Origin of the sequence: Bradyrhizobium paxllaeri (assembly GCF_001693515.2) — a bacterium.
Classification (GTDB): domain Bacteria; phylum Pseudomonadota; class Alphaproteobacteria; order Rhizobiales; family Xanthobacteraceae; genus Bradyrhizobium; species Bradyrhizobium paxllaeri.
On the sequence record NZ_CP042968.1, the window covers coordinates 6,450,307 to 6,475,400 of the forward strand.

Here is a 25,094-nt window from a genome sequence, read left to right on the forward strand (position 1 = left end):
GAACGTCCGCAACGGGTCATTTTCGACCGGGTCTGCGCGCGCTGCCTATCATTGATGCCTGCTTTGCCTCAAAAGCGAACCGCTGCCTATTGCAGCGTGCCAACAAGTCCGTGGCCCTAATTCGAGCGTGGCGGCGGATTGGCGACCTGCGGCGTCAGCGCCAGTGGCGGACGCGGCGGCCTCGCCTTGGCGGCGCCCGGCGCGGGCTTGACGTCGATCGGCGGCGGCAGCGGCGCAACCTGCGGCGCGCCAGCAACGGGCGCAGGCGGCGCATTGACGACGGGCGAGCGCTGCGGCGTCGCCTTCTTCGCCGGAGGCCGCCGCTCGCGGCCCTTTGGCGCCGGGGTCACCGGCGCGCTCGGCGGCGTCGCTTCCTGGATCGGTGAAAAACCCTCCGCAGGCAGCACGATCGGCGGCGGCGCCGGCGGCGGCGGCTCGCCGCGTTCGATGGCATCGAGCCTTCGCGTCTCGTGATCGATCGCGCGCACCGCCAGCCACGACGACAAGGGTGCGACGTCGACGCTGCGGTTCAGCGCGTCGGGCGTGCCGACTGCAAGCAATTGAATCTCCGGCTTCCCGGTCGTCATCGTCAGCGAAAGCGCGGTGCGGATATCGGCCTGATCGGCGGCAATATCGTATCCGCCGGAGACGATCGCCCGCACGCCATTGCCGTCCAGCGTGGTGGCGCCGACACGAAGCCGGCCGTCCCGGATGGTGAACGGGATCTGCGCCGACGGCACCGCGAGCGCGCCGGCCGGCAACGCGCCCTCGACGATCTGCTTCAAGCGGACGTCGTCCTTGGCCTGCCCGCTGTCATTGGCGCGGACCGCCGCTTCGAACGCGCGCGGATCGAGACCGGCAATCCTGGCCGCCTCCAGCGTCAGCGTTCCGCTGCCCGACAGCGCGCCCGCCAGCGCCGAGGCGCTGCGGCCCTGGCTCGACAGTGTCATCTGCAGCGACGCGCGGCCGCCGGGCATCGCGAGATTACGGTAGCGCAGCGCTGTGCCGTCCACGCCGGAGAGCTGGACGCTCGCATTCACCGTAATTCCGTTGTCGCCCGGCCTTGCATCGACACTCGCGGCAACATCGCCGCCGCCGATCCTGGCCTTGATGTCATCGATGGTCAGCGCCCGGCCGTCGCTCTTGACCACGCCGCTCACCGGCTGCAATTCGCTTCCGCCCGGAAGCAGGCCGCGCAGCGCCTGAAACGCGATCCTGCCGCGCCAGCCCTTCGCGAGCCCGGTGCCGAGCGGCTCGCCGGGATCGTGTCCGGCGGCACCGAGCGCCAGGGCAAAGGCCGGCGCCAGCGCGAGCTGCTCGGCGCCGACTTCACCCTCGATCTCCTTTTCCTCGCCGAGCGTCACCGCCACGCGGCCGCGCAGGCGCGAACCGCCGATGCTGCTGTCGAGGTCGTCGAAGGTCAGCCTGTTGCCGGCGAGCTGCACGCGCGAAGACAGGCCGATGTTCTGCGCCAGCGTATCCGCCGGCTTGAGGTCGAGCAGCGGAGCGAAATCGGCGCGGCCTACCTTCAAGGCGAGGTCGGCCCTCGCCTCCTGTTCCCATGGTTCGGCCGAGCCTTCCGCTTCGGCATCGAGGCCCGCCGCCGAGATCTTTGCCTTGAGCCGCAGCGGCGCGCCCCAGGCGCCCGTCGCGGTGCCCTCGAACTGCGCCGGGCCGTCACCCGCCATGACGGTGCGATCGAGGCCGAGCAAGGCCAGCAAGGCCCGGCCCTGCTGGGACGACAATTTCGACTCGATCCCGACTTCGCTGTTTCGGAGTGCGGCGAGATCGATGCCCTGGATCGCCGCAATGGCCGGCTTGGCGGTGATCGTGATAACGCCCTTGAGTGCCTTCGATTCGAGATCAGCTGTGGCGCGTGCCTGGACGCGATCGGGCTGCCCGGCATTCACCGTGAGGTCGAGCGCCAGCTTCAGGCGCGCCGGGCCCGGGATGGTCCCCATCGCGTTGAGCCGCGCGGCCAGCGCCGGTGAAAACGGGACGATCAGGCTGGTCAACCGACCGAGCGTGGGGGCGTTCGAATTGAGCACGAACCATCCACTCGCGTTGACGCGATCGAAATTGCCGGCGCCGTCCAATACCACATTCTCAAACTCGCCGATCTTCAACTGCTCGAGCGATAGCTTCGCCGGCGAGTAGGCCAGCCTGGCGAGCAGCGGACTCAGCACCTGCCCGGCGGAGGTGGCGCGGCCGATGTCGAGCGAAAGCCTTCCTTCATCCGGCCACTCGCCTTGCGGTCCCGCCAGCGACCGCACAAAGGCGGTGGCGGCATCGAGATCGAGACGCTCCGCCTTCAATTCCGCATCGACCCGGGAGCCGCGATCCACCTGCCGGTGCGAGACCGCCACCCGCCCCTCTACCGTGCCGCCCTCGATGTCGGCCTTCATGGCGTCGATGGCAAAACCCTGGGGCGCCGCGGTGAGATCGCCGCGCAGGCGAAGCGGCTTCTGGCTGCGAAAGGCACCGTCGCTGCGGCCCTGCAGCCAGGTCAACAGCGCCTCGGGATCGGAGGAATCGATATTGAGCGTGGCCTTGAACTGGTCCGGCGCAGCGCTCTTCATGCCGGCGTCGCTTAGCGAGACCCGGGTCGCGCCGGGCGCACGGAACTCCAGCCTGTGGACGCGCCAGAACCCGGCGTCGCTTTCGAGCTCGGCCGCGATGTCCTGCAACGGGCGCCCGCCGAGCATGACCTGCTCGGAAGCGAGTTCGATTTGTGCCGGGATCGGCAATTGCGGAACGACTGACGTAAGAGCCCGCAGCCCCGGCAACGCGCGGACCGGCTCGGCGGCATTTTCCTTTGCATTTTCCCTGGTAACGAACCTGTCGGCATCGAGCTGACGCGCCGACAGCGCCGCGCGCAACAGCGGCGCCGCGCCGAAACGAACGTCGCCGCTGCCCGCGAGCTTCAGCGCGCGCTCCTCGGTGCCATAGGTGACCTCGACCTGTTCCAGCCTTGCCGCCGAATAGTCTGACTTGACCTTCGCAGCGATGCGCCACGGCGGATCGTTGCCCTTGCCCTTCTGGCCGGGAGGAGCGACCAGCGTGATCGCGCCTTCGAACCGCGGCGCGCGGGAATCGAAGTTCAGAACGCCGTCGAGATCGATGGCGAGCGGACGCTGGCCCGGATCGATGTTGAGATGAACGCGGGTGCCGTTGCCGTCGGGACCCTGCCCCGACGAGACCCGGAACGGATAGCGGATGCCTGATAGCATGAAATTGCCGTCGCCGCGGATCGAGCCGGCCAGCGAACGGACGTCGCCGCTGAAGGCGATGTCGTTCAGTTCGAGCGTGGAACGGCTCGCTGCATCATGCAGGGCGATGCGGCCGGTGAGATTGAGCCGGTCGATCGCCAGCGAACCCAGATTGACGGTCCCGGTCGTTGCCGGCCAGTCGATCCGTCCCCTGGCATCGAGCCCGAGATCGAGCGACAGGCCGTTGATGGTCAATTCGGTGGCGCGCACCTCGCCGCGCATCAGCGATCCCAGGCTGAACTCCACGTCGAGCTTGTCGGCACGAACCTTGCCGAGATCGTTGGCGCCGCCGACGGCGACCGTGTGCAGTTGCAGCGACGGCGCCGGCAGCAGGCGCGCGTCCAGCTTGCCGCCGACACGGACCGGCGCGCCGATGATTCGCGTCGCCTCAGCCTCGAATTGCGACCGGAACTGGCTCCAGTCGATGAAATACGGCCCGACGAGTGCGGCGATCAGCGCAATGATGAAGGCAATTGCCAGGCCGAGCAGCGTCGTCTGCACGGTGTCTCCTCTTGAACCGCCCCGGCGCAGGCCGCGTCACGCTGGACCCGGCGCCGGAGCAGCCCGGAATATAGAGACAAGTATCGCCAAGTCCCAGCCCATCGCGGCCGGCCCCCTGACCAATCGGAGCCGCGCGACCAAACGCCGTTTCGGGGGCATTACCAGCTTGCCGGCAGGCGCTTCAGGCCGCGCAGCACGAAGGTCGGCCGCCACTCCGCATTGACAGCGTCATCCAGCCGCAGGTCCGGCAGCCGGCGCAGCAGGGTCGAAATCGCGATCTCGGCCTCGATCCGCGCCAACTGGGCCCCGAGGCAGAAGTGGATGCCGCCGCCAAAGGACAGCGGCCGCACATTGGGCCGGGTGATGTCCAGCCGCTCCGGATGGTCTGGATAGACCGCCGGGTCGTGGTTGGCGGAGCCGAGGAGGCACAGCACGCTCTCACCCTTCGGGATACGCCTGCCGCCGAGATCGTCGATGTCTTCCAGCGCCACCCGGCCGGTCAGCTGAACCGACGAATCGTAGCGCAGGAATTCCTCGATGGCGTTGGTGATGAGTTCGGGCCGGGCCTTGAGCAGCGCGAGCTGGTCGGGGTTGCGATAGAGCGCCAGCAGGCCGTTGCCGATCAGGTTGACGGTGGTCTCGTGGCCGGCGCCGAACAAGAGAATGATGTTGGCGGTCAGTTCCTCGTTGGTGAGCTTGCTGCCGTCTTCCTCGGCCTGCACCAGTTGCGTCGTCAGGTCGTCGCCCGGGTTCTTGCGCCTGAGCTCGAACAATTGCTGGAAATACATCGCCGCCATCACGTTGCCGGCGTTGCCCTGCTTGATCTCCTCGGGCGAGAGCGGCACCGGATCGAGCAGCCGTCCGCCATCGCGCGAACCGTTATAAAACGCTTCGCGATGCTCTTCGGGAATCCCAAGCATGTCGCAAATGATGGTGACCGGCAGGCGGAATGCAAAATCCTCGATCAGGTCCATCTTGCCCTGCGGGATGATGCGGTCGAGCGTCTCGTCGACGACCTGCTGAATGCGCGGGCGCATGTCCTCGACCCGGCGTGCGGTGAAGGCCTTCACCACCAGCCCGCGCAGCCGGGTATGATCCGGCGGATCCTGCTGCAGCATCCAGTGGCTCATGCTGCGGAACACCGGCTCGTCCATGATCTTCGGACCGTAGCGGCGAATGGTGCGCTCGACGTAGTCCTTGCCGAACCGCTTGTCGCGCATGACGAGACTGACCTCGGCGTGACGGCTTGCCACATACGCCCCGAACGACGTCAGATGCACCGGGTCGGTGGTGCGCATCCGCTCGTAATGCGGATAGGGATCGCGGATGAATTCCGGGGCCAGCGGATTGAACAACGGAGCGCTGCTGGCTGTCTGAACATGCTCGTTCATGGTGACCTCATGCTGGCTATGCGCCATTCAGCGCGTTTCCCCCGGGGCCGATCGATCGAAACTCGATACATTGTTGTATTGAGTTGCATTCTCGCCTAAACTGAGCAGATGTCAAGAGTGCGAACCAGACCGACCAGGGACGATACCCGCGACAAGCTGTTCGAGGCGGCGGCGCGCGTGTTCGAGGAACAGGGCATCGGCGGCGCCAGCATCGAGACGATCGCGGCGGCGGCCGGCTTCACGCGCGGGGCGTTCTATTCGAACTTCAAGAGCAAGGATGAACTGATCATCGCCATGCTCGAGGATCACGTCGAGCAATCGATCGGGCGCATCCGCGATTTGCTCGAGCGGCACAGAAACCTTCCGGATTTCCTCGATGCGCTGAAGAGCATGAACCGCAGCGCGCAGGATCCGCTCGGCCGCTCTCCCCTGCTCCACATGGAAATGATCCTGTTCGTGGCGCGCGCCGAAAAGCGCCGTCCCGAACTTGCCAAACGGCTGCGCGCGCGGCGGAAGCTTGTCACCGACATCATCGAGACCACGGCGAGGAACAGCGGCAGAAAGACGATTCTCGACCCGACATGGGCCGGCGCGCTGGTGCTGGCACTGGAGGATGGTTTTCGTCTGCACCGCCTGATCGATCCCGAGACGACGGCGCCCGACAGCTTTTTCCGCGCGATAGGCGACCTGCAGCGGGCGATGGGCATTTCGGCGGCGTGAGTGAAACGTCCTCCCCGCGCGCGCCCCGCGGATGCTCGCGAACGATACATCGGATATTCGACACATTCCGCGCGCCAACCTGTGCATCGTTTCGCTGCACGCGGAGGGATGCGCCTGAAATACCTGATTTTGATTTCGCTCTGCTTTGCCACCACGCTCGACGCCAGGGCGGAGGAAGTCATTTCGCTCGCGCTGCCCGTCAAGTGCCAGCCGGGCCTGACCTGCTTCTTCCAGAGCTATGTCGATCACGACGCTTCCGACAAGGCCCGCGACTATCGCTGCGGCGGACGCAGCTATGATGGCCACGATGGCACCGACATCAGGATCCGAAACCTCGAAATACAAAAACAGGGAATAGAGGTGCTCGCCGCAGCGCCCGGCCGCGTCATCGGCACGCGAAACGACATGGACGACGTTTCGGTCAAAACCGTGGGCAAGGCTGCCATTGCCGGGAAGGAATGCGGCAACGGCGCGGTCATCGAGCATGAAGGCGGCTGGCGCACGCAATATTGCCACATGGCCAAGGGCAGCGTACGGGTCAAGGTCGGCGATCAACTCGTGACCGGGCAGCCGATCGGCCTAGTCGGACTATCCGGCGATACCGAATTCTTCCATCTGCATTTCACGGTGCGGCATCGTGGCAAGGTCGTGGACCCCTTTGCCTATGGCGCGACGGAGAATTCCTGCGGCAGCGGCCGGTCGATCTGGGCTGCTTCGCTCGGCGAACAGATGCAGTACCGCTCCCGCGAAATCATCGATTACGGCTTTGCCGCCATCGCTCCGACCATGGAACTGGTCGAATCAGGAGAAATCGGCAAGCATTCCGTCACATCAGCTTCGGACGCGCTCGTCGCTTATGTGAGAGCCATCGGCTTGCAAGCCGGCGACCAGCAATTCCTCGCGGTGCAGGGCCCGGGCGGCGTATCATTCGCGGCCAACAACCTTCCCGCGCTCGATCGCGACAAGGCGCAGTTCCTGATTCTCACCGGCAAGAAGCGCACCGAGGCAGCGTGGCCCGCCGGCCGCTACATCGCGACATACCGCGTGACCAGAGACGGCGCGGAAGTGCTGCGAAAGACCTTCGACATCGAAGCGCGTCCGCGGTGAGTCCTCATCCTGCTAGCCTGCGCCGCGCTTGATTGGCACCTTGTGCATTTGTCCCGCGACCGCCCTCACCTTGCCCGGCGATGCCCGCCAGATCGCGATCCCCGACAGGATGCTGATGGCAATGCCGATCGCAAAGGCGAGCGTGTAGCTGCCTGAGAGATCGTAGAGCAGCCCGGTCGCCCATGGGCCTGCGGCGCCGCCGGCCAGCGCCGCCAGCATGATGGTGCCGAAGATGCTGCCGTATTGCTTGCCCTGAAAGATTTCCAGCACCACCGCGCCCATGATCGAGGTCAGGCCATAGCCGAGCGCGCCCTGGGTGAAGATCATGAGATAGACCAGCGGCAGCACCGGCGCGAATTTCAACGCGATCAGCGCCGCGAAACAGATCGCAAAGCCGGCGCAGCTGATGGCCCAGATCCATTCGCGCCCGATCCGGTCGGAGAGATGCCCGAGCCAGATCTGGCCGGGAATCCCGAGCAGGCTGACGACGCCGAGCGCCCACACCGCCACGTTCGCGCTGAAGCCGATGTCGAGCAGATATTTGGTCTGGTGCACCTGCACCGCGTACCAGATGTACAGACCCGAGAAGTAACCGATCGAGATCCACCAGAAACGCGCGGTGCGCAGCGCGCGGCGCAGTGTCCAGTCGGTGCCGGCCCAGACGGGATCGACGACGTTTGAAACCGGTGCGGCCGATGTCGCCGACGGCGCGGCGTCGCCGTCCGGCAATAGCCCGATATCCTCGGGGCGCTTGCGCAGGAAGAGATTGATCGGCGCGAGCACAGCGAACACCAGGATGCCCATCGCAGTGCAGGCGGTGCGCCAGCCGGTCTGCTCGATCATGTGCTGCACCCACGGCAGCAAGGTCACCGAGCCGATGCCGACGCCGGCAAAGGCGAGCCCCATGGCGAGCCCGCGGCGGCGAAGGAACCAGTTCGGCAGAAACAGCGATTGCCCGGAATAGCCGAGGCACACGCTGCCCGCGCCGACCATCACGCCGATGGTGAGATAGAGATGCCAGGGCTGCGTCGTCAGCGGCGCCAGCAGCAGCCCGCCGCCCATCAGCGCGACGCCAAGCTCCATCACCCCGCGCGGCCCGACGCGATCCATCATCCGCCCGATCAGCGGACTGACGCCGGCAGAAACCACGAAGCCGAACGAAAACGCGCCGGCGGTGACGCCGCGGTCCCAGCCGAACTCGCCGATGATCGGCGGATAGAACAGCGAGAACGCCGTCCGCGCATTGACACCGATCGCCATGGTGACGAACGTCACCACAACGATCAGCCAGCCGTAGAAGAAGGGAAGACGCATCACCGCGTTACCGTTTTGAACCGCGCTGTTGCGGATTGTCCTGACAACGTCACGCTGGCATCCGCGATTTCGGAGGTCAAGGACGGCGCTTCCAATGATCGGCATTGATCGCGCCGATCGGAATTTCACCCGCGATAATCTTCTCCACCTGCCGCACCGTTTCCAGCGACTGATATTCGATCGCCGGCGGCGTCAGGCCGCCGATGTGCGGCGTGGCGATAACGTTCGGCAGCTTTGCCAATTCCGGCGACGGCATCTGGTCGAGCGCGCGGCCGACATCCATCGCAGCGCCGGCGATGCGGTTGTCGCGGAGCGCGGCCGATAACGCCGCCTCGTCAACGAGATTGCCGCGCGACAGGTTGATGAAGAAGGCGTGCCGCTGCATGCGCGCCAGCGCTGCCTGCCCGATCAGGTTTTCGGTTTGCTCGTTGGCGACCGCGAGACAGACGACATAGTCGGCGCGCGTCAGCAGATCGTCGAGCGGCACATGCTGGATGGCGGCGTCGCTGACGGTCGCGAAGGGATCGGCGACCAGGACCTCCATGCCCAGCACCCTGGCGATGTCGGCGAGGTAACGGCCGATGCTGCCGTAGCCGATGATGCCGAGGCGGCTGCCTGCCAGTTGCCGGCCCATGATGATTTCAGGCTTGCGTGCGGCATGATAGTCGGCAGTGGCGCGCGAAACGCCGCGCGACAGATCGACCATGAAGCCCAGCGCGAGCTCGGCAACCGACTGGACGAAGCCGGGCCCGGCCCGCGTGACCAGCACGCCGGCGGCGGAAGCGGCGTCGACATCGATGTTGCGGATATCGACGGCGCAGCGAACGAAGGCGCGCAGCTTCGGCAGTTTTGGAAATATCTCGCTCGGCCCCGCGGTGAGGCGGTCGGCGACGATGATATCGACGTCATCAGCCGCCCCGATCAGGCCGGCGGCGTCGAGCGCATCGTTTGCCTCATGCAGCTTAATCTGCGCGATGGCCTGCAGCCCGGCAAGGCTGCGCTCGCCGTAATACTGCGCGCGGGACTGCGGCGTATGCGTCAGCAGGACTTTCAACGTTGGCAACTTCCCTGTCGATCGCCGCGGCATGCGGATCACGACCGGCACATCTATGGCCAAGCCCTGCGCCCTGCGCAAGGTGGTGGCCGCGCCGGCTACTTGCTTCGCGCGACCGTCGTACCGTCCCAATCCGCGCCGGCGGGATTTTCGAGTTGCTGCCGGCAGCGCTCGATCATCAGGGATGACGCGGCATCGTCCTTGCGGACCTCGAGCACCTTTTCAAAGCCATTGATCGCGGCTGTGAAGTCGCCCGCGCGCCAGGCAGCGAGGCCGGCTTCATAGGAAGTTACCCAGTCGAGCTCGCCATCGAACTCACCGGCCATGCCAAGCAATTCATAGATCTGCAGTCCCCCCGCGCGGCCATAGACCGCGAGCCGGTCGAGCTCGCGGACCACGATGCGGTCGCCGGCGAGCCTTCGCGTTTCGGGGCCGATGATGATGGTGGAACCATACGCCTTGTTGGTGCTTTCCAGGCGGCTTGCAATATTCACGGCGTCGCCGATCACGGTGTAGTTCAGCCGCACTTCCGATCCGATATTGCCGACCAGCATGTCGCCGGAATTGATGCCGATGCGGATCCTTGCACGCTGGCCGTGGTCATCGACGAGGTCAGCCTCTTCCACCGCACGCCGGCACGCCAGCGCGGCACGGCAACAGTCGACGGCATGATCGGGATTGAGCGACGGCGCGCCCCAGAACGCCATCACGGCGTCGCCGATAAACTTGTCGATGGTGCCGTTCTGATTTTGAATCTGCGCCGACACGCAGTCGAAATAGCGCGACAATAGCGGAATGATGCGGTCGCCGAGGCGTTCCGACATGCCGGTGAATCCGGCGAGATCGATGAACATCACGCTCATCGGCCGCACCGCGCCGCCGAGCCGCGCGCCGTTGCCGTCGCTGATCAGGCGCTTGACGAGGTCGGCGGGAATGTATTTGCGGAACGCGGCCAGCCCCTGCGCCATGTCGCCGATCGCGCCGGAAAGATTGCCGATCTCGGTCAATCGCGACGGATGCCGCTGCACCTTGTCGAGATCGAAACGCTCGACATGCCTGATCTCGTTGACCACCTTGATCAGGGGCGCGGCGATCAGGCGCTGGGCAAGCCAGGCCGACACCAGCCCGGCGAAGATGATCAGCACCGCAAGGCCAATCAGCAGGTTCCGGATGGTCATCTGCACCGGTCCGAGAAATTCCGATTCCGGCACCACCGTCACCAGCGACCAGCCGGGAAACGAAATCGGCGTGATCACCGCCTGATAGGCCTTGCCGTCCCGCTTCACCGTCGTATTGAACGGCTGCCCTTCGCCGGGCTCATAGGCACTGCCGGCGTTCCTGATTGCCTCGACCGCGACCGGAAACAGCGGATGATCGGTCTTCAGTTCCACCAGTTCGCTGGCATCGGGATCGGGCGAGGCCACCACCTTGCCGTCCCGCTCGAGAATGAAGGCGCCGGCGGATTTGCCGACCGTGAGCTGCGACAGGAAATTCGAAACACGTGTGAGCTCGATGATGATGGCGGCAACGCCGGCCGGCTTCTTGTCGATCTCGACCGGCGCCGAGAAAGCCGCCGCCAGCCGGTCGCCGCGCGGATGCACCGTCAGCGTCGACCAGTGTTCGTCGTTGGTCTCCCTGACGACCCGAAACCATTGCTGCTCCGTCACGGAATAGTCGGTATCCTCGAACCAGCTTGCCTTGAGCTTGAGATCGTCGCCGACGAATTCGTAGCGATTGATGCGCAAATTGCGGTCGGGCGTGATCTCGAGCATTTCGATGACGTTGTTGCCGAGCTTGTGGCCGGCAAAGAACGAGCCGTCCGGCCACCCGAACGCCACCCAGGAGATGGTCGGCTGCGACAGCAATTGCGACCGGAATACGACTTCGCGTTTCCGGGCATCGCGCGGGTCGAACACCTTTTCGGCCAGCAGCGTCCGCACCGCCATCATGGAGGAGCGCGCCTCCGACGTGACCGATTGCAATTCGTCGCCGACCGCGGAGACGATCTGGTCGTTGATGGTGTTGGCGAGCGTCTGGCTGACCTGATGGGCGGTACGCCACCACAGCAGATGCACGCCGACGGCGCTGACGGCGATGGACGTCAGCACGAGGGCGGAAATGGCGGTGCGGATGCCGAGGCGCATGCGGGGTCCCGTAGACGGTCTGATTACCGCAATACGGAATCATAGCAACGTCTGTTTCGCGACCGAGGCCATTTCGGCCTTCGGACACGGCTCTGTGACCGCAGTTGAGCCGTAATGAAGACGAAACTTATCGATTGCCTGTTCCGTACATGCCAAGACGGCGCTATGCCTTGCGGCAATTCTCGAAGGTTTTGCAATGCACGATGTTTCCATCCCGGCGGCCCTGATTGCCGGTCTTGTCAGCTTCCTGTCCCCCTGCGTGCTGCCTTTGGTGCCGCCCTATCTGATCTATCTGACCGGCGCGACCATCGAGCAGGTCGCCAATGCCGAGACGACGCAGGCCTCCAAGCGCGCGGTGATGGCCGCGGCGCTGATGTTCGTGCTCGGCTTTTCCACCGTGTTCGTGGCGCTCGGCGCCAGCGCCTCCCTGATCGGCGGGCTGATCCGGGCATGGTCGGCCGAACTCTCGATCCTCGCCGGCATCGTGATCATCATCATGGGCCTGCATTTCCTCGGCCTGACCCGGATCGGGCTGTTGATGCGCGAGGGACGGATGGAAATGCCGAAACCGGTCGGCCTGTGGGGCGCCTATGCCATGGGGCTGGCCTTCGCGTTCGGCTGGACGCCCTGCATCGGCCCCATTCTGGCGGCGATCCTGTCGATCGCGGCGGCTGAGGCCACCGTCACCAAGGGCGCCGGCCTGCTGGCGGTCTATTCCGCCGGGCTCGGAATCCCGTTCCTGCTGGCGGCCTTCATGATCGAGCAGTTCTCCTCGCTGTTTGCGCGGATGAAGCGGCATCTCGGCAAGGTCGAGCAGGCCATGGGCGTCCTGATGGTGATTACCGGCATCGGCTTCCTGACCGGCGCCGTCTCCAGCGTCAGCATCTGGCTATTGGAGACTTTCCCGGCGCTGCAAAATTTCGGCTGAGGCCCGTAACAAGCGGGCGGGTACTTGCGAAATTCCTGTCATGGCGAGATTGCCGCCTTCGCAGTCGCAGCCTTTCCGCGCGAAGAGGCAACAGGCCGGCCTCACGCCGCCCGAATTTAAAGAGGGGTTCGCATGCATTTCATCGTCAATCTTCTCATTCTGTTGCCCGCGCAGATCGCGTCCTACTTCCCATGGGCCGGCCCGCTGATCATGCGGCTGATCGTCGGTTACACCTTCATGCTGGCCGGCTGGGGCAAGCTCAACAACCTGGCGCAGGTGACCGAGAATTTTGCCGGCTGGGGCATTCCGTTTCCCACGATACTCACCCCCTTTGTTTCGGGCGTCGAATTTTTCGGCGGCGCGATGCTGATCCTTGGTCTGTTCACGCGCATTCCGGCCGCGATGCTGGCGGTGGTCATGGTCGTCGCCATCAAGTCGGCGAAATGGGGCGACGTCGATTCACTGGAGACGCTGCTCGGCTTCGAGGAAGCGACCTACTTCGCCGCCTTCATGTGGCTCGCCATTGCAGGCCCCGGCGCCGCCTCGCTGGACCGGCTGCTGGTGAATGCCAGCGGTCACCGCGACGCGTCGAAGACGCTCACAATGCCGTGACATCGGCGAAACCCTGAGCCCGGATCTTGCCGCCTGCGTAGCTCGAAAAACGCCAGCGCTTCGGGAGCCGCCATGAAATTCGTCCGCATTGCCGCCTTCGTCCTCGCCGCCTTTGCCGCGTCCCCCTCGCCCGCCGCAGACGGGCCGAAATGGAGCGAATGGAACGATGATCTTTTCGCCCGCGCGCAGGCCGAACAGCGCTTCGTCATTCTCGATCTCGAGGCGGTGTGGTGCCACTGGTGCCACGTCATGGAGAAGACGACCTACGCGGATACCAGGGTCAGGGAATTGCTGGCGGAAAAATATCTGCCGGTGCGGGTCGACCAGGACGCCAATCCCGATCTGTCGAGCCGCTATGGCGACTGGGGCTGGCCGGCGACCATCGTGTTCGGCCCCGACGGCGCCGAGATCGCCAAGATCAGGGGCTATATCGAGCCGGAACGCATGCAGGCGCTGCTCAAGGCGATCATCGATGACCCCTCGCCCGGACCGTCGGTCGGCGAAGCCTTTGAGGTGAAGCCGTCGACATCCGCCTTCCTCGACAAGGAACAGCGCGCCGCGCTGACAAAGAATGTCGACGAATCCTACGAGGAAAAACTCGGCGGCTGGGGCGAGAACCAGAAATACATCGATGCCGACAGCATGGACCTGGCGATCACCCGCGCCGAGGCCGGCGACGCGATTGCGGCCAAGCGTGCCCGGCAGACGCTGGATGCCGCGATTGCACTGATCGATCCGGTCTGGGGCGGCGTGTATCAATATTCCGAAGGCGGCTCCTGGACCCGCGCGCATTTCGAAAAGATCATGTCGTTTCAGGCGCAGTATCTCAGGCAATACAGCCAGGCCTACGCGCTGTGGAAGGACCCGAAATATCTCGCTGCCGCGCGCAACATCGAACGCTATCTCGCGCAATTCCTGACCAGCCCCGAAGGTGCGTTCTATGTCAGTCAGGATGCGGATCTCGATCACGATACCGACGGGCACAAATACTACGCGCTGTCGGATGGCGAGCGCCGCAAGCTCGGCATGCCGCGCATCGACAAGAATCTCTACGCGCGCGAGAACGGCTGGGCGATCTCGGGGCTTTCGGCCTATTACAATGTCAGCAACGATGCCAAGGCGCTTGATATCGCCGAGCGCGCCGCAAAATGGGTGATCGACAACCGCGCGCTACCCGGCGGCGGCTTCCGTCATGGCGAGAAGGATCGCGGCGGGCCATTCATCGGCGACATGCTGGCGATGGGCCAGGCCTTCCTTGATCTCTATGCTTCCACGGGAAATCGCGACTGGCTCGCTGCCGCCGCGAAAGCCGGCGATTTCGTCGCGACCTTCCGCGATGAGGCCGGCGGCTTCGTGACCTCAAAGACCGCGGAAGGCAAGACCGGCGTGCTTGCGAAGCCTGCCAAGCTGATCGAAGATCAGGTGCAGGTCGCCAGATTCATGAACCTGCTCAACCGTTACTTCGGCAATGAGGCCTATCGCGAGCAGGCCGCGCACGCGATGCGCTATCTCGCCAGCGCTGCAAGCACGATGATGCGTCCCCTGCCCGGCGTTCTACTGGCCGACGAAGAACTCGCGGTAGAGCCGACCCATATGACGATCGTCGGGCACAAGGACGACGCCCGCGCAAAAAGCCTGCATGCCCTCGCCCGTGCGCTGCCGGCCCGCTACAAGCGCCTGGAGTGGCTCGATCTGCGCGAAGGCAAATTGCCCAACCCCGACGTCGAATATCCCGATCTCGGCGAACCTGCCGCGTTCGCCTGCAGCAACCGGATCTGCTCGTTTCCATCCTTCAATGCCGAGGAGTTGCGGGCCACGGTCGCGCAGATGGCCAAGCTGAAGCCCGCACGCGGATAACTCGATCGAATGCGTTGTGCAGCGCAACTGAGGGACTTACGGAATGCCCAACCGCAAAAAATGAAAATTTTCTTTTGAAACTCTGTAACCAAATCGCCTGATGCCCCGTAGCTGGTTTTCGGATGAGCACTCGGTCACGAAGACGTGGCCTTCCGGCAAGCCTCCGCGGCCCGATTGCAATCCGTCACATCGCTTGCGTTGTGAGGGTCCGTGATCGGGCGATCAGCGGATGCTTGCGGCGTGTTGTCTTCAAACAAGGATCGAGGAGATCGTCATGAAGTTGAATTCCAAATCCGGTGCGACGCTCGCCGCTGCCGCCGCCACGCTGTTCCTCGCCGGCTCGGTGGTGTCGACAGTGTCGACGCCTGCCAACGCGGCCCAGGGCAAGTGCGTGGCCGGCAATGCCTGCAAGGGCCAGAGCGCCTGCAAGGGCGGCGCGAACGCCTGCAAGGGCCAGAACGCCTGCAAGGGCACCGGCTTCTCGATGACATCAGAGAAGGCGTGCGCCGCCATGGGCGCCAAGTTCGTCAAGAGTTGATCGGCGGATTCATCTGCGCCGGGGGCTCGGCATCGCCGGGCCCTCGTTGTTTCGGCCTTTCGGCTAAAATAAAGTCGGCCTCGCCCGTAACTAAATCCAGACCCGCTGCGTAACTCTCTCCGGGTGCCGCTTGTCGGCTGGATTTATCGCTGCTTGCGGGCGGTGCACCCTCACACTTCTTTTGGAGGATACCAATGAAGATGACTCCCAAATCCGGCGCCGTGCTCGCCGCCGCCGCTGCCACCCTGTTCCTGGCCGGCACCACCGTGTCGACCACGACCTACGCTGCCGGCGAGGGCAAGTGCGTCGGCGCCAATGCCTGCAAGGGCCAGAGCGCCTGCAAGGGCGGCGCGAACGCCTGCAAGGGCCAGAACGCCTGCAAGGGTCAAGGCTTCTCGGCCATGACCAAGGAAAAATGCGACGCCGCCAAGGGCAAGTTCATGCCGTCCTAGGGCGTGACCCCGTCGAGGCCCGGTGTAGGCCGGGCCTCGGTTCCATGCTAGGTTGAAGTGCAGTGAGTACCGCCGCCCCGTTTGACGGCGCCGTTCGAACGGAGACGAGATGAACGTCGCAAGCAGATTGCCCGACACCGCTGCGGCCGCGCTTGCCGACCGTCCGGCGACATCGGCCAAGCTGCCCTTCCTCGGCTTCGGCCTCGGCCTGCGCCACCAGCATTACGACGAAATTCTGAAGGGCAATCCGCCGATCGACTGGTTCGAGGTCATCAGCGAAAACTACATGCTGCCCGGCGGCCAGCCGCTGCGCACGCTGGACCGGATCTGCGAACGCTATCCCGTAGTCATGCACGGCGTGTCGATGTCGATCGCCTCCACCGCACCGCCAAACTTCGAATATCTGCAGGCCCTGAAGGATCTCGCCCGACGCGTCGAACCGAAATGGGTCTCGGACCATTTGTGCTGGACCGGCGTGCACGGCAAGAACCTGCATGACCTCCTGCCGATCCCCTACACCAGGGAAGCGCTCGATCATGTCGTGAGCCGGGTACAACTGGTGCAGGATTTCCTTGGCCGCGCCATCGTTCTCGAGAACGTCTCGACCTACGTCCAGTTCAATAATTCCGAAATGACCGAATGGGAATTCCTGTCTGAGTTGTCGCGCCGCTCCGGATGCTGGCTGCTGTTCGACGTCAACAACGTCTATGTCAGCGCCTTCAACCATGGCTACGATCCCATGACCTTCCTCAACGGCATTCCGGCGGATCGCGTGGTGCAGTTTCACATGGCCGGCCACAGCCACATGGGCACCCATATCATCGACACCCACGATCATCCGGTATGCGAGGATGTCTGGGATCTCTATGCCGCGGCGCTGAAGCGCTTCGGCCGGGTCTCGACCATGATCGAGCGCGACGACAACATTCCGCCGCTCGATGAACTTGTGCGCGAGGTTGTCAGGACCCGCGAGATGGCCGCGCAAATACTGCCGACAGGCACGCAGGCGGCATGAGCAACTTCGCCCGACAGCAAGCCGTATTCCAGCGCGGTATCCTCGACGGCGACGACACGGTGCTGGCCGAAATTCTCGACAGCCCGCGGGAAAAGCGCGAGGCGCTGTTCGGGGTCTATCGCTATGCCTATGGCTCGCGGCTGGTCGAGGCCATGCGCAATGACCACGAGCTGCTGCATCTTTATCTCGGCGACGAAATGTTCGACGAGATGGGCTACGCCTATGTCAAGGCACGCCCATCCGAGAACCCGAACCTGCGCTGGTTCTCGCAAGGCCTGCCGGCGTTCTTGAAATCGACTGCACCCTACACCGAACATCCCGAGTTGTCCGATCTCGCCGCGCTGGAAAAGGCCCTCAACGACGCCTTCGACGCCGCGGAAGGGAAAGTGGTTGAGTTGACCGACATGGCGGGATTCGCGCCCGAGGCATGGTCGGGCCTTAAATTCCAGCCGCATCCGAGTGCATTCAGGCTCGACCTCGCGACCAACGCGTCTGCGATCTGGCTCGCGCTCAAGAACGGCGAAACACCGCCGGACGCAACCACGACTGAGCAACCTGCCCATCTCCTGATCTGGCGCCAGGACGTCACGCCGATGTTCCGCGAGCTTTCGACAGAAGAGGCGATGATGTGGGATGAGGCCGCAAACGGCATTCCATTCGGCGTGCTCTGCGAAATGCTTGCGACCTATGACGATCCCGACAGCGCGGCGGGCCGCGGCGCGGGCTATCTGCACGGCTGGATCACGGCGGGACTATTGACGGACGTTTCCGTCGGCTCATGAAGGGGAGCGCTCGGCGAATGGGAAGTGACACCGATCGCCATTTCATCGAGCGCATGCACTGGGACGACGTCGCACGGCGCATCGGTGATGGCGCGGTGGCGATATTGCCGATCGGCGCTGCCGCCAAGCAGCACGGCTTCCACCTCCCCCTCAATACCGACCGCATTCAGGCCGAATGGCTCGCAGCCAGGATGGCGGAAAAGATCGACGCGCTGATCTGGCCGACGCTGACCTATGGCCACTATCCCGCCTTCACCGAATATGCCGGCAGCAGCAGCCTGTCGATTTCGACCTTCGAGGCCTTCGTGCGCGAGATCGCGGGGCAGATTCTCGGCAGCGGCTGCCCAAAGCTGCTCGTGCTCAATACCGGGATCAGCACCCTGGCGCCGGTCGACCGTGCTTTGGCGCGCCTCGATGGCGAGCGGATCAGGCATTTGTGGATTCACGAGGGTCCGCGCTATCCCCGCGTGGCGAGGCAATTGGCCGAACAGGGCCATGGCAGCCATGCCGATGAGTTGGAAACGTCGCTGATGCTAGCGATGGCGCCGCATCTCGTCGATATGGCGCGCGCCGAAGCCAGCCCCGCCTTGATCCGGGAGACGCCGGGCGCATTGACCCCGTCGGATCCGAATTCGCCGAACTACAGCCGCTCCGGCTGCTATGGCGATCCAACACGGGCGACAGCGGCCAAGGGCGAAGCCTTGCTCGCCGCCATGCTCGACGATCTCCACGAGCAGGCCGCCACGTTTATCGCGCAAGGCACACCTGAGCAACGACGACCGGTATCGCAAAGCGTGCTCCGATGAAGACCGCCGGCGCTCTTCGCTGGACCATTGCCGCCGCCGTCATCGCCGCGATGCTGGCAGGCACCGTTTCGTTCCGCGCCGCCGCGCAATCGGAATATATGCGCGGTGACCGCATGCCCTATGACGCGTTCGACCGACTGCCCCGGACCAATCTCGAGATCGGCGGCGGCACCATTCATGTCGCATTCGCGCCGGGCGACATCGCACTGCCGAGGGAAAAACTGCTCGACTGGATCAGGATGTCGGCTCGGGCCGTCACGACCTATTACGGGCGCTTTCCCGTCAGTTCGCTGCGGTTGCTGCTCGTACCGGTCGACGGCGGGCGCATTCGCGGCGGCACGACCTGGGGCTATCGCGGCGCCGCCATTCGCATTCCGTTCGGCCGCGATTCCACCGAGGAAGTCTTGCGGCGCGACTGGGTGATGGTGCACGAGATGGTGCATACCGCCCTGCCCGACATGCCCGACCGCTACGCGTGGCTGTCGGAGGGTCTCGCCGTCTATGTCGAGCCGGTCGCGCGGGTGCAGGCCGGAGACCTCTCGGCGCAGGAAATCTGGCAGGCGATGATGCGCGACATGCCGAAGGGCCTGCCGCAGGCCGGCGATCAGGGACTCGACAATACCGGCACCTGGGGACGGAAATATTGGGGCGGCGCGATGTTCTGCCTGATCGCCGATATCGAGATCCGCAAAGCCACGAACAATCGCCTCGGCCTGCAGGACGCGATGCGCGGCGTACTCGCCGCCGGCGGTAATCACGAACAGGACTGGCCGATCGAACGCATTCTTGCAACCGCCGACAAGGCCGTCGGCGTCGATGTGCTGACGCGCCTTCACCGCGAAATGGGGCCGAAGCCGGTGACGCCGGACCTTGCCGCGCTATGGCGCGACCTCGGATTGAAGCAGCAGGGCGAAAGCCTCGAATTCGACGACACCGCGCCGCTGGCGGCGATCCGCAGGGCAATCACCGCACCGCACGCCTGATAAAGGGCTCGCAGAAACACGATCCGATAGTCCGGCAGCCAATCGCTGCCGGATCATCTTGAGCGAAGCGTTAAAAGCGATAGCTGGCGCCCACGCGCACGAGGTGCATCTCGTTGCGGAATTCAGTCCGCGTGCGGTCCTTGCCGGACAGCGAGACGCTGCCGTAATCGGCGTAGAGATATTCGCCGCGTCCGACAAAATGCTTGGTGAAGGCATATTCGAAGCCGCCGCCCAAGATCAGCCCCGCCTTGACCTGTTCGTCCCAGATCATCTCCTGCACGGTGTCGCAACCCTTCTGCACCGTATAGCGATAGCCATTGCCGATGCTGGCCACGCCGACACCGACGGCGCCGTACGCCAGCAGCCGGTCGAACGCGTAGCCGGCGCGCAGGCGCGCCGCACCGAACGCGCCGAAGCTGGACAGCAAGACGCTATCGCCAAAGATCAGTTCGTCCCGCGACGAAGAGGACTTGCCCCACTCGAACTCGCCGCCGATCACGAAACGGTTGGCGAACTGGTAGTTGTAGCCGCCGTAGACGCCGACCGCGAAGCCGCTCGCCTGCCCCTCCGCATGACGGCACGCCCCGTTTCGACAGTAGTCGGCCGCCCAGGCCGCATACCCGCCGCCGCCGTAGATACCCGCATAAAACCCGGTCCAGTTATAGGAGGGCGAAGGCAGGTCCGGAACACGAAGATCGGCAGCCTTAGCCCCCGGACCTGCCAGCAAGAAGCCGCAAGCGGCAACAATCCCCCAGGAAACAAAACGCATCAACGCACCTCATCACGCACGCACACGCAACACATGTTGCGGAACCAAGCTGAAGAGGGAACTTCAGGCGTGATGATGTTTAAGTCGGGCGGCGCCGTGTTGAAACGAGGCTATGTTTGGAACGAAATTGGGATCGCCGCCACAATGTACAACTGTTGCGCGAAGAACACCATCGTAAGCTCTCGCCCGCCACCTGCGGTTTCACCGCGGAGGTGGCGGAGCGCGGCTCATCTACCCCACCGGCACGATCTTGCCGGGGTTGAAAATGTTCTGCGGATCGAGCGCCTGCTTCAGCGCGCGCATGGCGTCGATCGCCTCGGGGCCGAGCTCGGCCTTGAGGTATTTCTGCTTGCCCTGGCCGATACCGTGCTCGCCGGTGCAGGTGCCGCCCATCGCCTGCGCCCGCTCGACCAGGCGGTGCATGAAGTCCTCGCCGCGCGCCATTTCTTCCTTGTTGTCGACGTCGCAGACCAGCGAGCAGTGGAAATTGCCGTCGCCGACATGGCCGACGATCGGAGACAAGAGACCGAGCCGCTTCAGATCGTCCTCGGTCTCGGTGACGCAATCGGCCAGCCTTGAGATCGGCACGCAGACGTCGGTCGCCACCACACCGGCGCCCGGACGCAACGCCTTGACGGACCAATAGGCGTCATGCCGGGCCTGCCACAGCTTGGTGCGGTCCTCCGGCTTGGTGGTCCAGGTGAAATCGCCGCCGCCGCACTCCCTGGCGATCTCGCCAAAGTTCTTCGACTGCTCGGCGACCTCGATCTCGCTGCCGTGGAATTCCAGCAGCAACAGTGGCGTCTCCGGCAGGGTCAGCTTGGAATAGGCGTTGCAGGCGCGCACCTGCTCGGCGTTGAGCAGTTCGATCCGCGCCAGCGGAATGCCGGTCTGGATCGCCAGGATCGTGGCCTGGCAGGCGCCGCCCACGGTCTCGAACGAACAGGCGGCAGCCGCGATCGTCTCGGGGATACCGCGCAACTTGATGGTGAGCTCCGAGATGATGCCGAGCGTGCCCTCGGCGCCGACGAACAGATGCGTCAGATCGTAACCGGCCGAGGATTTTTTCGCCCGCGTGCCGGTCGTGATGATCTCGCCGTCGCCGCGCACCACTTTCAGCGCCAGCACGTTGTCGCGCATGGTGCCGTAGCGCACCGCATTGGTTCCGGAGGCCCGGGTCGAAGTCATGCCGCCGAGCGAAGCGTCGGCGCCGGGATCGATCGGGAAGAACAGGCCCTGGTCGCGCAGATGCTCGTTCAGCGCCTTGCGGGTGACGCCAGGCTGGATCACGCAGTCCAGATCCTCGGCATGGACTTCGAGAATCCGGTTCATGTCGCGCAGATCGATGCAGACGCCGCCGGCCGGCGCGTTGACCTGGCCCTCCAGCGAGGTGCCGGTTCCGAACGCGATCACGGGAACGCCATGCTTGGCGCAGATCCGCACCACGTCCTGGATGTCCCGGGTTTCCTCCGCCATCACCACCGCGTCGGGCGGCTGCGTCGGCAGCCATGTGGTGGTGTGGGCGTGCTGCTCGCGCACCGCCTGCGAGGTGATCAGCCGGTTGCCGAACCGCGCCGCCAGCGCCTCCACCGCGCTTGCCAGCGCCTGCGGCTCCGGCCGCTTCACACTACCCGATATCGTCATCGCCACGTCAAATTCCTCCCGGATTTGAGCGGACCGTGGCAAAGGATATAAGGGGGGTCAAGAGCGCGAAAACAACCACGGGATCAATGATGACGACCGCCGCTGCCGCCGGGGAAACCCTGAAGAATATGCCGCTACCGCCGGTCCCGTTCCTGTCCTCGGTGATGCAGATCGAGCCGCAATGGATCGATTACAACGGCCACCTCAACATGGCCTATTACAACGTGATGATGGACCGCGCGATCGACGAAATGTGGCTGCAGCTCGGGATCGGGCCGGCCTACATGAAGGAACGCCACTGCTCCACCTTCACGGCCGAAGCCCATGTGCGTTACATCAGGGAAATTCACCTCGGCGACCCCGTTCAGATTTCAGTTTATCTGTTGGGTACCGACGAGAAGCGGCTGCACACGTTCGAGGAATTGCGCCACGCGACGGAAGGCTGGCTCTCGGCAACGTCGGAAAACATGACGCTGCATATGGACATGAAGGCGCGAAAAGTCGCGCCCTTCCCGCCCGACATTCGCGCGCGCATCGACGCGGTCGTGGCGTCGCATGCCGCCGTGGCGCGGCCCGAGGGTACCGGCCGCAAGGTCGCGATGCCGCAGAAATAGCTGAGCACCTAGGCCGGTAGCCCGGCCTCCTGCAACGCGCCGACCACCAGCTCGCACTGGCTTGGCGGCAGCGGCGGCATGCCGCGCTGGACTTCGCTTACCGTGAGATCGGGATAATGCTGCCGTAGCGCGCCGAGGCTGCGGCTGGCCTGCGGTGCCTGCCCGGCGAGCACATAGGCCGGACACAGCGTGCGATGCACCCAGCTTGCGGTGGGATGTTCGGCCAGCGCGCGCTCCTGCCACTGAGCGCCTTCGGCGTATTGGCCGGCGATGAACAGCGCGCAGCCGATACCCACCATGCTGTTGAAGGCCAGCGGATCGTGGGGCGCGAGATCGAGCGCGATCTTGAAGCGTTCGATCGCGGCCTGCGGATCGCCCTTGTAGACGTCGATCCATCCGCCGCGGCTCCACGCCCAGGCTGAGCCGCCGTCCATCGCCAGCGCCTTGCGCGTGACGAGATCGGCGGTATCGAATTCCTTGAGCAGCGACAGCGCGTTGCCGAGGATCGCCAGCGCGGTGGCATCTCCGCCAAGCCCCCTCGCCCGCTGGGCCAGTTCGAGGCTGCGGGCGCGCTCCTGCTGCGGCGCATGGGTGAAGTGATAGACCACGCGCTGGACATGCGCCCACGCCGCCAGCGCGGTGGCCAGCGGATGGTTCGGCTCCTGATCCATCGCGCGCTCCAGCAATTCCAGCGCCCGGGCATTGCCAATGGCATCGAGCGAGAGAACACCCGGCATCGCCCGCAGCGCCAGATCCTGCGCGCCAAGACCCGTGATCGGCTTTCGCAGCGCGCGATCGATCTCCGCCAGGCGCAGACATGGCTGCAGCGCCGCAGCAATCCTGATAGCGAGATGTTCTGTCGTTGACGTATCGTCATGCAGGACACCGTCGGCGCGATGCGCCCAGAGCTGGCCGCCGGTTTCGGTGTCGATCAGCCGGATGGTCAGGTGCGTCTGTGCGCCCGATCCCCTGATCGCACCGCCGAGATGATAGCGCGCCGCCATCGACCGCGTTGCGACCGAAATGCCGGCGCGGGTCAATGCGGTGACGAGATCGTCGGCGATGTCAGCCGCGACAGCCAGATTTTCCGCCGCCGCTTCGATCGGTCCAAAGGTGACCACCGGCCGGTCCCGCGCCGGCACATACAGCGAGGGCGTCGCGCCGAGCGCGTCGGTGAGAATTTCCTGCCGCTTCAGTGTCTGCGACGGCGTCTCGCCGTAGCGGCGGCGATAGGCGATCGAGAACCGTCCGAAATGCGGAAAGCCGCAGCGTAGCGACACGTCCATGATCTTGACATCAGGCCTCCCCTGCAACAGCTCGCGCCGGGCGCATTCGAGCCCGATCTCGCGCAGCACAGCGCGCGGGGTCTTGCCGACAAAGGCGAGGAATTGCCGCTGCAAGGTCCTGCCGGATGTGCCGGCGATGGCGGCAAGCTCCGTCAGCCGCCAAGCGTGGCCGATATTGGCGCGCATCGCGTCCAGCGCACGCCTGACGCCGCGCGGCAGCGGCGACGTCACCGTCGAAACGTCCTGGCTGGTAATCATCCGCAGCTCCGAAGCGCCCTGGTGGTGAGTCCTGGGAACAGCGGAAAGGTTCACGTTCGGGATAGCCGTGTCGCGAACTGGATAGCCGTCGGGCTGGCAGGGGGACTAAGCCGACAGCACGCAGAAATCGGAAAATTCACCGTCCCAAGAGGAGAAATGACATGGCAAGCATCGCCGCCGTCCAAGCTCAGCAACCCGGCCAGATCGACCTTTCCGCCCTGAAAACCAAGCAGCACGGCGCCTGGTCGTCCGGCGATTACGCCGTCGTCGGTACCACGCTGCAGATCGTGGGCGAGGAACTGTGCGAGACGCTTGATCTCCGCGCCGGCCAGAAGGTGCTCGACGTCGCCGCCGGCAACGGCAATGTCACGCTCGCCGCGGCCCGCCGCTGGTGCGACGTGATGTCCACGGACTACGTGCCGAGCCTGCTCGAGCGCGGCCGCGCCCGCGCCGCCGCGGAAGGCCTGTCGGTCCAGTTCAAGGAGGCGGATGCGGAAGCTTTAAGTTTTGGCGATGCGACGTTCGACGTCGTCGTCTCGACCTTCGGCGTCATGTTCACGCCGGACCAGGAGCGCGCCGCATCCGAGCTACTGCGAGTGTGCAAAAGCGGCGGCAAGATCGGGCTCGCCAACTGGACGCCGGATGGATTTATCGGGCAGTTGTTCAAGACGCTCGGCAAGTACCTGCCGCCGCCGGCCGGTGCGAAATCGCCGGCGCTGTGGGGCACGCAGGCGCGTATCACCGAGATGTTCGGCACGTCGGCAGCCTCCATCAAGGCCGAGAAGCGGCACTTCACGTTCCGCTACCGCTCGCCGCTGCATTTTCTCGACGTGTTCAGGAATTACTACGGTCCGACGCTGAAAGCCTTTGCCGCGCTTGATGAAACCAACCAGCGCCGCCTCGCCGATGATATCCTGACGCTGATCGGCTCGATGAACCGCGCAGAGGACGGCACCATGGTGCTGCCGAGTGAGTATCTGGAGATCGTCATCGTCAAGCGCTGACGGATTCGATCGCGGCGGCCCGAAAGAAGGCCGCCGCGATTCCTGC

Annotated in this window: 21 protein-coding genes; 13 read left to right on the top strand and 8 right to left on the bottom strand. The window is 64.7% G+C overall.

Annotated elements, in window-relative coordinates; genetic code table 11:
• Nucleotides 1-116: 116 nt before the first annotated feature.
• Together LMTR21_RS30765 and LMTR21_RS30770 are read right to left on the bottom strand one after the other, a co-directional pair.
• Nucleotides 117-3,770, bottom strand: coding sequence for an AsmA family protein (locus LMTR21_RS30765; RefSeq protein WP_065752665.1), 3,654 nt, complete (start codon nucleotides 3,768-3,770; stop codon nucleotides 117-119).
• Nucleotides 3,771-3,928: 158 nt separating this feature from the next.
• Nucleotides 3,929-5,161, bottom strand: a complete 1,233-nt coding sequence (locus LMTR21_RS30770; protein ID WP_065752739.1) for a cytochrome P450 — start codon at nucleotides 5,159-5,161, stop codon at nucleotides 3,929-3,931.
• Nucleotides 5,162-5,269: 108 nt separating this feature from the next.
• Here LMTR21_RS30770 and LMTR21_RS30775 point away from each other — a divergent pair, with 108 nt between their 5' ends.
• Both LMTR21_RS30775 and LMTR21_RS30780 read left to right on the top strand, forming a co-directional pair.
• Nucleotides 5,270-5,881, top strand: a complete 612-nt coding sequence (locus LMTR21_RS30775) for a TetR/AcrR family transcriptional regulator (RefSeq protein WP_065752666.1) — start codon at nucleotides 5,270-5,272, stop codon at nucleotides 5,879-5,881.
• A 108-nt stretch (nucleotides 5,882-5,989) separates the two neighbouring features.
• Entirely contained in the window at nucleotides 5,990-6,988 is a 999-nt protein-coding gene (locus LMTR21_RS30780; RefSeq protein ID WP_065752667.1) for a M23 family metallopeptidase, read from the top strand.
• Between the two features lie 12 nt (nucleotides 6,989-7,000).
• Here LMTR21_RS30780 and LMTR21_RS30785 read toward each other — a convergent pair whose 3' ends face one another.
• The 3 genes from LMTR21_RS30785 to LMTR21_RS30795 all read right to left on the bottom strand — a co-directional run bounded on the left by LMTR21_RS30785 (nucleotide 7,001) and on the right by LMTR21_RS30795 (nucleotide 11,500).
• Nucleotides 7,001-8,302 carry an MFS transporter gene (locus LMTR21_RS30785; RefSeq protein WP_065752668.1) on the bottom strand — a complete coding sequence of 434 codons (1,302 nt, stop codon included), beginning with the start codon at nucleotides 8,300-8,302 and terminating at the stop codon, nucleotides 7,001-7,003.
• A 76-nt stretch (nucleotides 8,303-8,378) separates the two neighbouring features.
• Nucleotides 8,379-9,356, bottom strand: coding sequence for a hydroxyacid dehydrogenase (locus LMTR21_RS30790; RefSeq protein WP_065752669.1), 978 nt, complete (start codon nucleotides 9,354-9,356; stop codon nucleotides 8,379-8,381).
• Between the two features lie 98 nt (nucleotides 9,357-9,454).
• Nucleotides 9,455-11,500, bottom strand: coding sequence for an adenylate/guanylate cyclase domain-containing protein (locus LMTR21_RS30795; protein ID WP_065752670.1), 2,046 nt, complete (start codon nucleotides 11,498-11,500; stop codon nucleotides 9,455-9,457).
• A gap of 196 nt (nucleotides 11,501-11,696) precedes the next feature.
• Between LMTR21_RS30795 and LMTR21_RS30800 the strand changes: the two genes are divergently transcribed.
• The 9 genes from LMTR21_RS30800 to LMTR21_RS30840 all read left to right on the top strand — a co-directional run bounded on the left by LMTR21_RS30800 (nucleotide 11,697) and on the right by LMTR21_RS30840 (nucleotide 19,473).
• A complete protein-coding gene (locus LMTR21_RS30800; protein WP_065752671.1) occupies nucleotides 11,697-12,428 on the top strand; it encodes a cytochrome c biogenesis CcdA family protein in 732 nt (243 codons plus the stop codon).
• Nucleotides 12,429-12,560: 132 nt separating this feature from the next.
• A complete protein-coding gene (locus LMTR21_RS30805) occupies nucleotides 12,561-13,040 on the top strand; it encodes a DoxX family protein (RefSeq protein WP_065752672.1) in 480 nt (159 codons plus the stop codon).
• A gap of 72 nt (nucleotides 13,041-13,112) precedes the next feature.
• Complete coding sequence (locus LMTR21_RS30810; RefSeq protein ID WP_065752673.1) at nucleotides 13,113-14,897, top strand: thioredoxin domain-containing protein; 1,785 nt, start codon at nucleotides 13,113-13,115, stop codon at nucleotides 14,895-14,897.
• A gap of 274 nt (nucleotides 14,898-15,171) precedes the next feature.
• Nucleotides 15,172-15,435 (top strand): BufA2 family periplasmic bufferin-type metallophore, encoded by a 264-nt coding sequence (gene bufA2, locus LMTR21_RS30815; RefSeq protein ID WP_084030582.1) that lies wholly within the window; start codon nucleotides 15,172-15,174, stop codon nucleotides 15,433-15,435.
• 194 nt (nucleotides 15,436-15,629) lie between these two features.
• On the top strand, nucleotides 15,630-15,887 hold the full coding sequence (gene bufA2 / locus LMTR21_RS30820) for a BufA2 family periplasmic bufferin-type metallophore (RefSeq protein WP_063799799.1): 258 nt from the start codon (nucleotides 15,630-15,632) through the stop codon (nucleotides 15,885-15,887).
• Between the two features lie 109 nt (nucleotides 15,888-15,996).
• On the top strand, nucleotides 15,997-16,902 hold the full coding sequence (bufB, locus tag LMTR21_RS30825) for an MNIO family bufferin maturase (RefSeq protein ID WP_084030584.1): 906 nt from the start codon (nucleotides 15,997-15,999) through the stop codon (nucleotides 16,900-16,902).
• Nucleotides 16,899-17,684: an HvfC/BufC N-terminal domain-containing protein gene (locus tag LMTR21_RS30830; RefSeq protein WP_065752674.1), complete on the top strand. Its 786-nt coding sequence runs from the start codon at nucleotides 16,899-16,901 to the stop codon at nucleotides 17,682-17,684. The genes bufB and LMTR21_RS30830 overlap by 4 nt, the downstream gene beginning before the upstream one ends.
• Before the next feature lie 17 nt (nucleotides 17,685-17,701).
• Nucleotides 17,702-18,490 (top strand): creatininase family protein, encoded by a 789-nt coding sequence (locus LMTR21_RS30835; RefSeq protein ID WP_065752675.1) that lies wholly within the window; start codon nucleotides 17,702-17,704, stop codon nucleotides 18,488-18,490.
• Nucleotides 18,487-19,473, top strand: coding sequence for a hypothetical protein (locus tag LMTR21_RS30840; RefSeq protein ID WP_065752676.1), 987 nt, complete (start codon nucleotides 18,487-18,489; stop codon nucleotides 19,471-19,473). The genes LMTR21_RS30835 and LMTR21_RS30840 overlap by 4 nt, the downstream gene beginning before the upstream one ends.
• Nucleotides 19,474-19,543: 70 nt before the next feature.
• On the opposite strand, the gene LMTR21_RS30845 is transcribed toward LMTR21_RS30840, so the two are convergent.
• Both LMTR21_RS30845 and LMTR21_RS30850 read right to left on the bottom strand, forming a co-directional pair.
• Nucleotides 19,544-20,242 (bottom strand): outer membrane protein, encoded by a 699-nt coding sequence (locus tag LMTR21_RS30845; RefSeq protein WP_084030586.1) that lies wholly within the window; start codon nucleotides 20,240-20,242, stop codon nucleotides 19,544-19,546.
• Between the two features lie 231 nt (nucleotides 20,243-20,473).
• Nucleotides 20,474-21,886 carry an FAD-binding oxidoreductase gene (locus tag LMTR21_RS30850; RefSeq protein WP_065752678.1) on the bottom strand — a complete coding sequence of 471 codons (1,413 nt, stop codon included), beginning with the start codon at nucleotides 21,884-21,886 and terminating at the stop codon, nucleotides 20,474-20,476.
• Between the two features lie 89 nt (nucleotides 21,887-21,975).
• Here LMTR21_RS30850 and LMTR21_RS30855 point away from each other — a divergent pair, with 89 nt between their 5' ends.
• The gene (locus LMTR21_RS30855; protein ID WP_065752742.1) at nucleotides 21,976-22,500 is read left to right on the top strand and encodes a thioesterase family protein; all 525 of its coding nucleotides are present in this window, start codon (nucleotides 21,976-21,978) and stop codon (nucleotides 22,498-22,500) included.
• A gap of 8 nt (nucleotides 22,501-22,508) precedes the next feature.
• Here LMTR21_RS30855 and LMTR21_RS30860 read toward each other — a convergent pair whose 3' ends face one another.
• Nucleotides 22,509-24,044: a helix-turn-helix domain-containing protein gene (locus tag LMTR21_RS30860; RefSeq protein ID WP_065752679.1), complete on the bottom strand. Its 1,536-nt coding sequence runs from the start codon at nucleotides 24,042-24,044 to the stop codon at nucleotides 22,509-22,511.
• A gap of 161 nt (nucleotides 24,045-24,205) precedes the next feature.
• Here LMTR21_RS30860 and LMTR21_RS30865 point away from each other — a divergent pair, with 161 nt between their 5' ends.
• Entirely contained in the window at nucleotides 24,206-25,048 is an 843-nt protein-coding gene (locus LMTR21_RS30865; RefSeq protein WP_065752680.1) for a class I SAM-dependent methyltransferase, read from the top strand.
• Nucleotides 25,049-25,094: the final 46 nt, after the last annotated feature.

Bases quoted from the DNA above. Each gene is read 5' to 3' on its own strand.
- LMTR21_RS30770 (WP_065752739.1), bottom strand. From the start codon at position 5,161: ATGAACGAGCATGTTCAGACAGCCAGCAGCGCTCCGTTGTTCAATCCG.
- LMTR21_RS30775 (WP_065752666.1), top strand. From the start codon at position 5,270: ATGTCAAGAGTGCGAACCAGACCGACCAGGGACGATACCCGCGACAAG.
- LMTR21_RS30780 (WP_065752667.1), top strand. From the start codon at position 5,990: ATGCGCCTGAAATACCTGATTTTGATTTCGCTCTGCTTTGCCACCACG.
- LMTR21_RS30785 (WP_065752668.1), bottom strand. From the start codon at position 8,302: ATGCGTCTTCCCTTCTTCTACGGCTGGCTGATCGTTGTGGTGACGTTC.
- LMTR21_RS30795 (WP_065752670.1), bottom strand. From the start codon at position 11,500: ATGCGCCTCGGCATCCGCACCGCCATTTCCGCCCTCGTGCTGACGTCC.
- LMTR21_RS30800 (WP_065752671.1), top strand. From the start codon at position 11,697: ATGCACGATGTTTCCATCCCGGCGGCCCTGATTGCCGGTCTTGTCAGC.
- LMTR21_RS30805 (WP_065752672.1), top strand. From the start codon at position 12,561: ATGCATTTCATCGTCAATCTTCTCATTCTGTTGCCCGCGCAGATCGCG.
- LMTR21_RS30810 (WP_065752673.1), top strand. From the start codon at position 13,113: ATGAAATTCGTCCGCATTGCCGCCTTCGTCCTCGCCGCCTTTGCCGCG.
- bufA2 (WP_084030582.1), top strand. From the start codon at position 15,172: ATGAAGTTGAATTCCAAATCCGGTGCGACGCTCGCCGCTGCCGCCGCC.
- bufA2 (WP_063799799.1), top strand. From the start codon at position 15,630: ATGAAGATGACTCCCAAATCCGGCGCCGTGCTCGCCGCCGCCGCTGCC.
- bufB (WP_084030584.1), top strand. From the start codon at position 15,997: ATGAACGTCGCAAGCAGATTGCCCGACACCGCTGCGGCCGCGCTTGCC.
- LMTR21_RS30830 (WP_065752674.1), top strand. From the start codon at position 16,899: ATGAGCAACTTCGCCCGACAGCAAGCCGTATTCCAGCGCGGTATCCTC.
- LMTR21_RS30835 (WP_065752675.1), top strand. From the start codon at position 17,702: ATGGGAAGTGACACCGATCGCCATTTCATCGAGCGCATGCACTGGGAC.
- LMTR21_RS30840 (WP_065752676.1), top strand. From the start codon at position 18,487: ATGAAGACCGCCGGCGCTCTTCGCTGGACCATTGCCGCCGCCGTCATC.
- LMTR21_RS30845 (WP_084030586.1), bottom strand. From the start codon at position 20,242: ATGCGTTTTGTTTCCTGGGGGATTGTTGCCGCTTGCGGCTTCTTGCTG.
- LMTR21_RS30850 (WP_065752678.1), bottom strand. From the start codon at position 21,886: ATGACGATATCGGGTAGTGTGAAGCGGCCGGAGCCGCAGGCGCTGGCA.
- LMTR21_RS30855 (WP_065752742.1), top strand. From the start codon at position 21,976: ATGACGACCGCCGCTGCCGCCGGGGAAACCCTGAAGAATATGCCGCTA.
- LMTR21_RS30860 (WP_065752679.1), bottom strand. From the start codon at position 24,044: ATGATTACCAGCCAGGACGTTTCGACGGTGACGTCGCCGCTGCCGCGC.
- LMTR21_RS30865 (WP_065752680.1), top strand. From the start codon at position 24,206: ATGGCAAGCATCGCCGCCGTCCAAGCTCAGCAACCCGGCCAGATCGAC.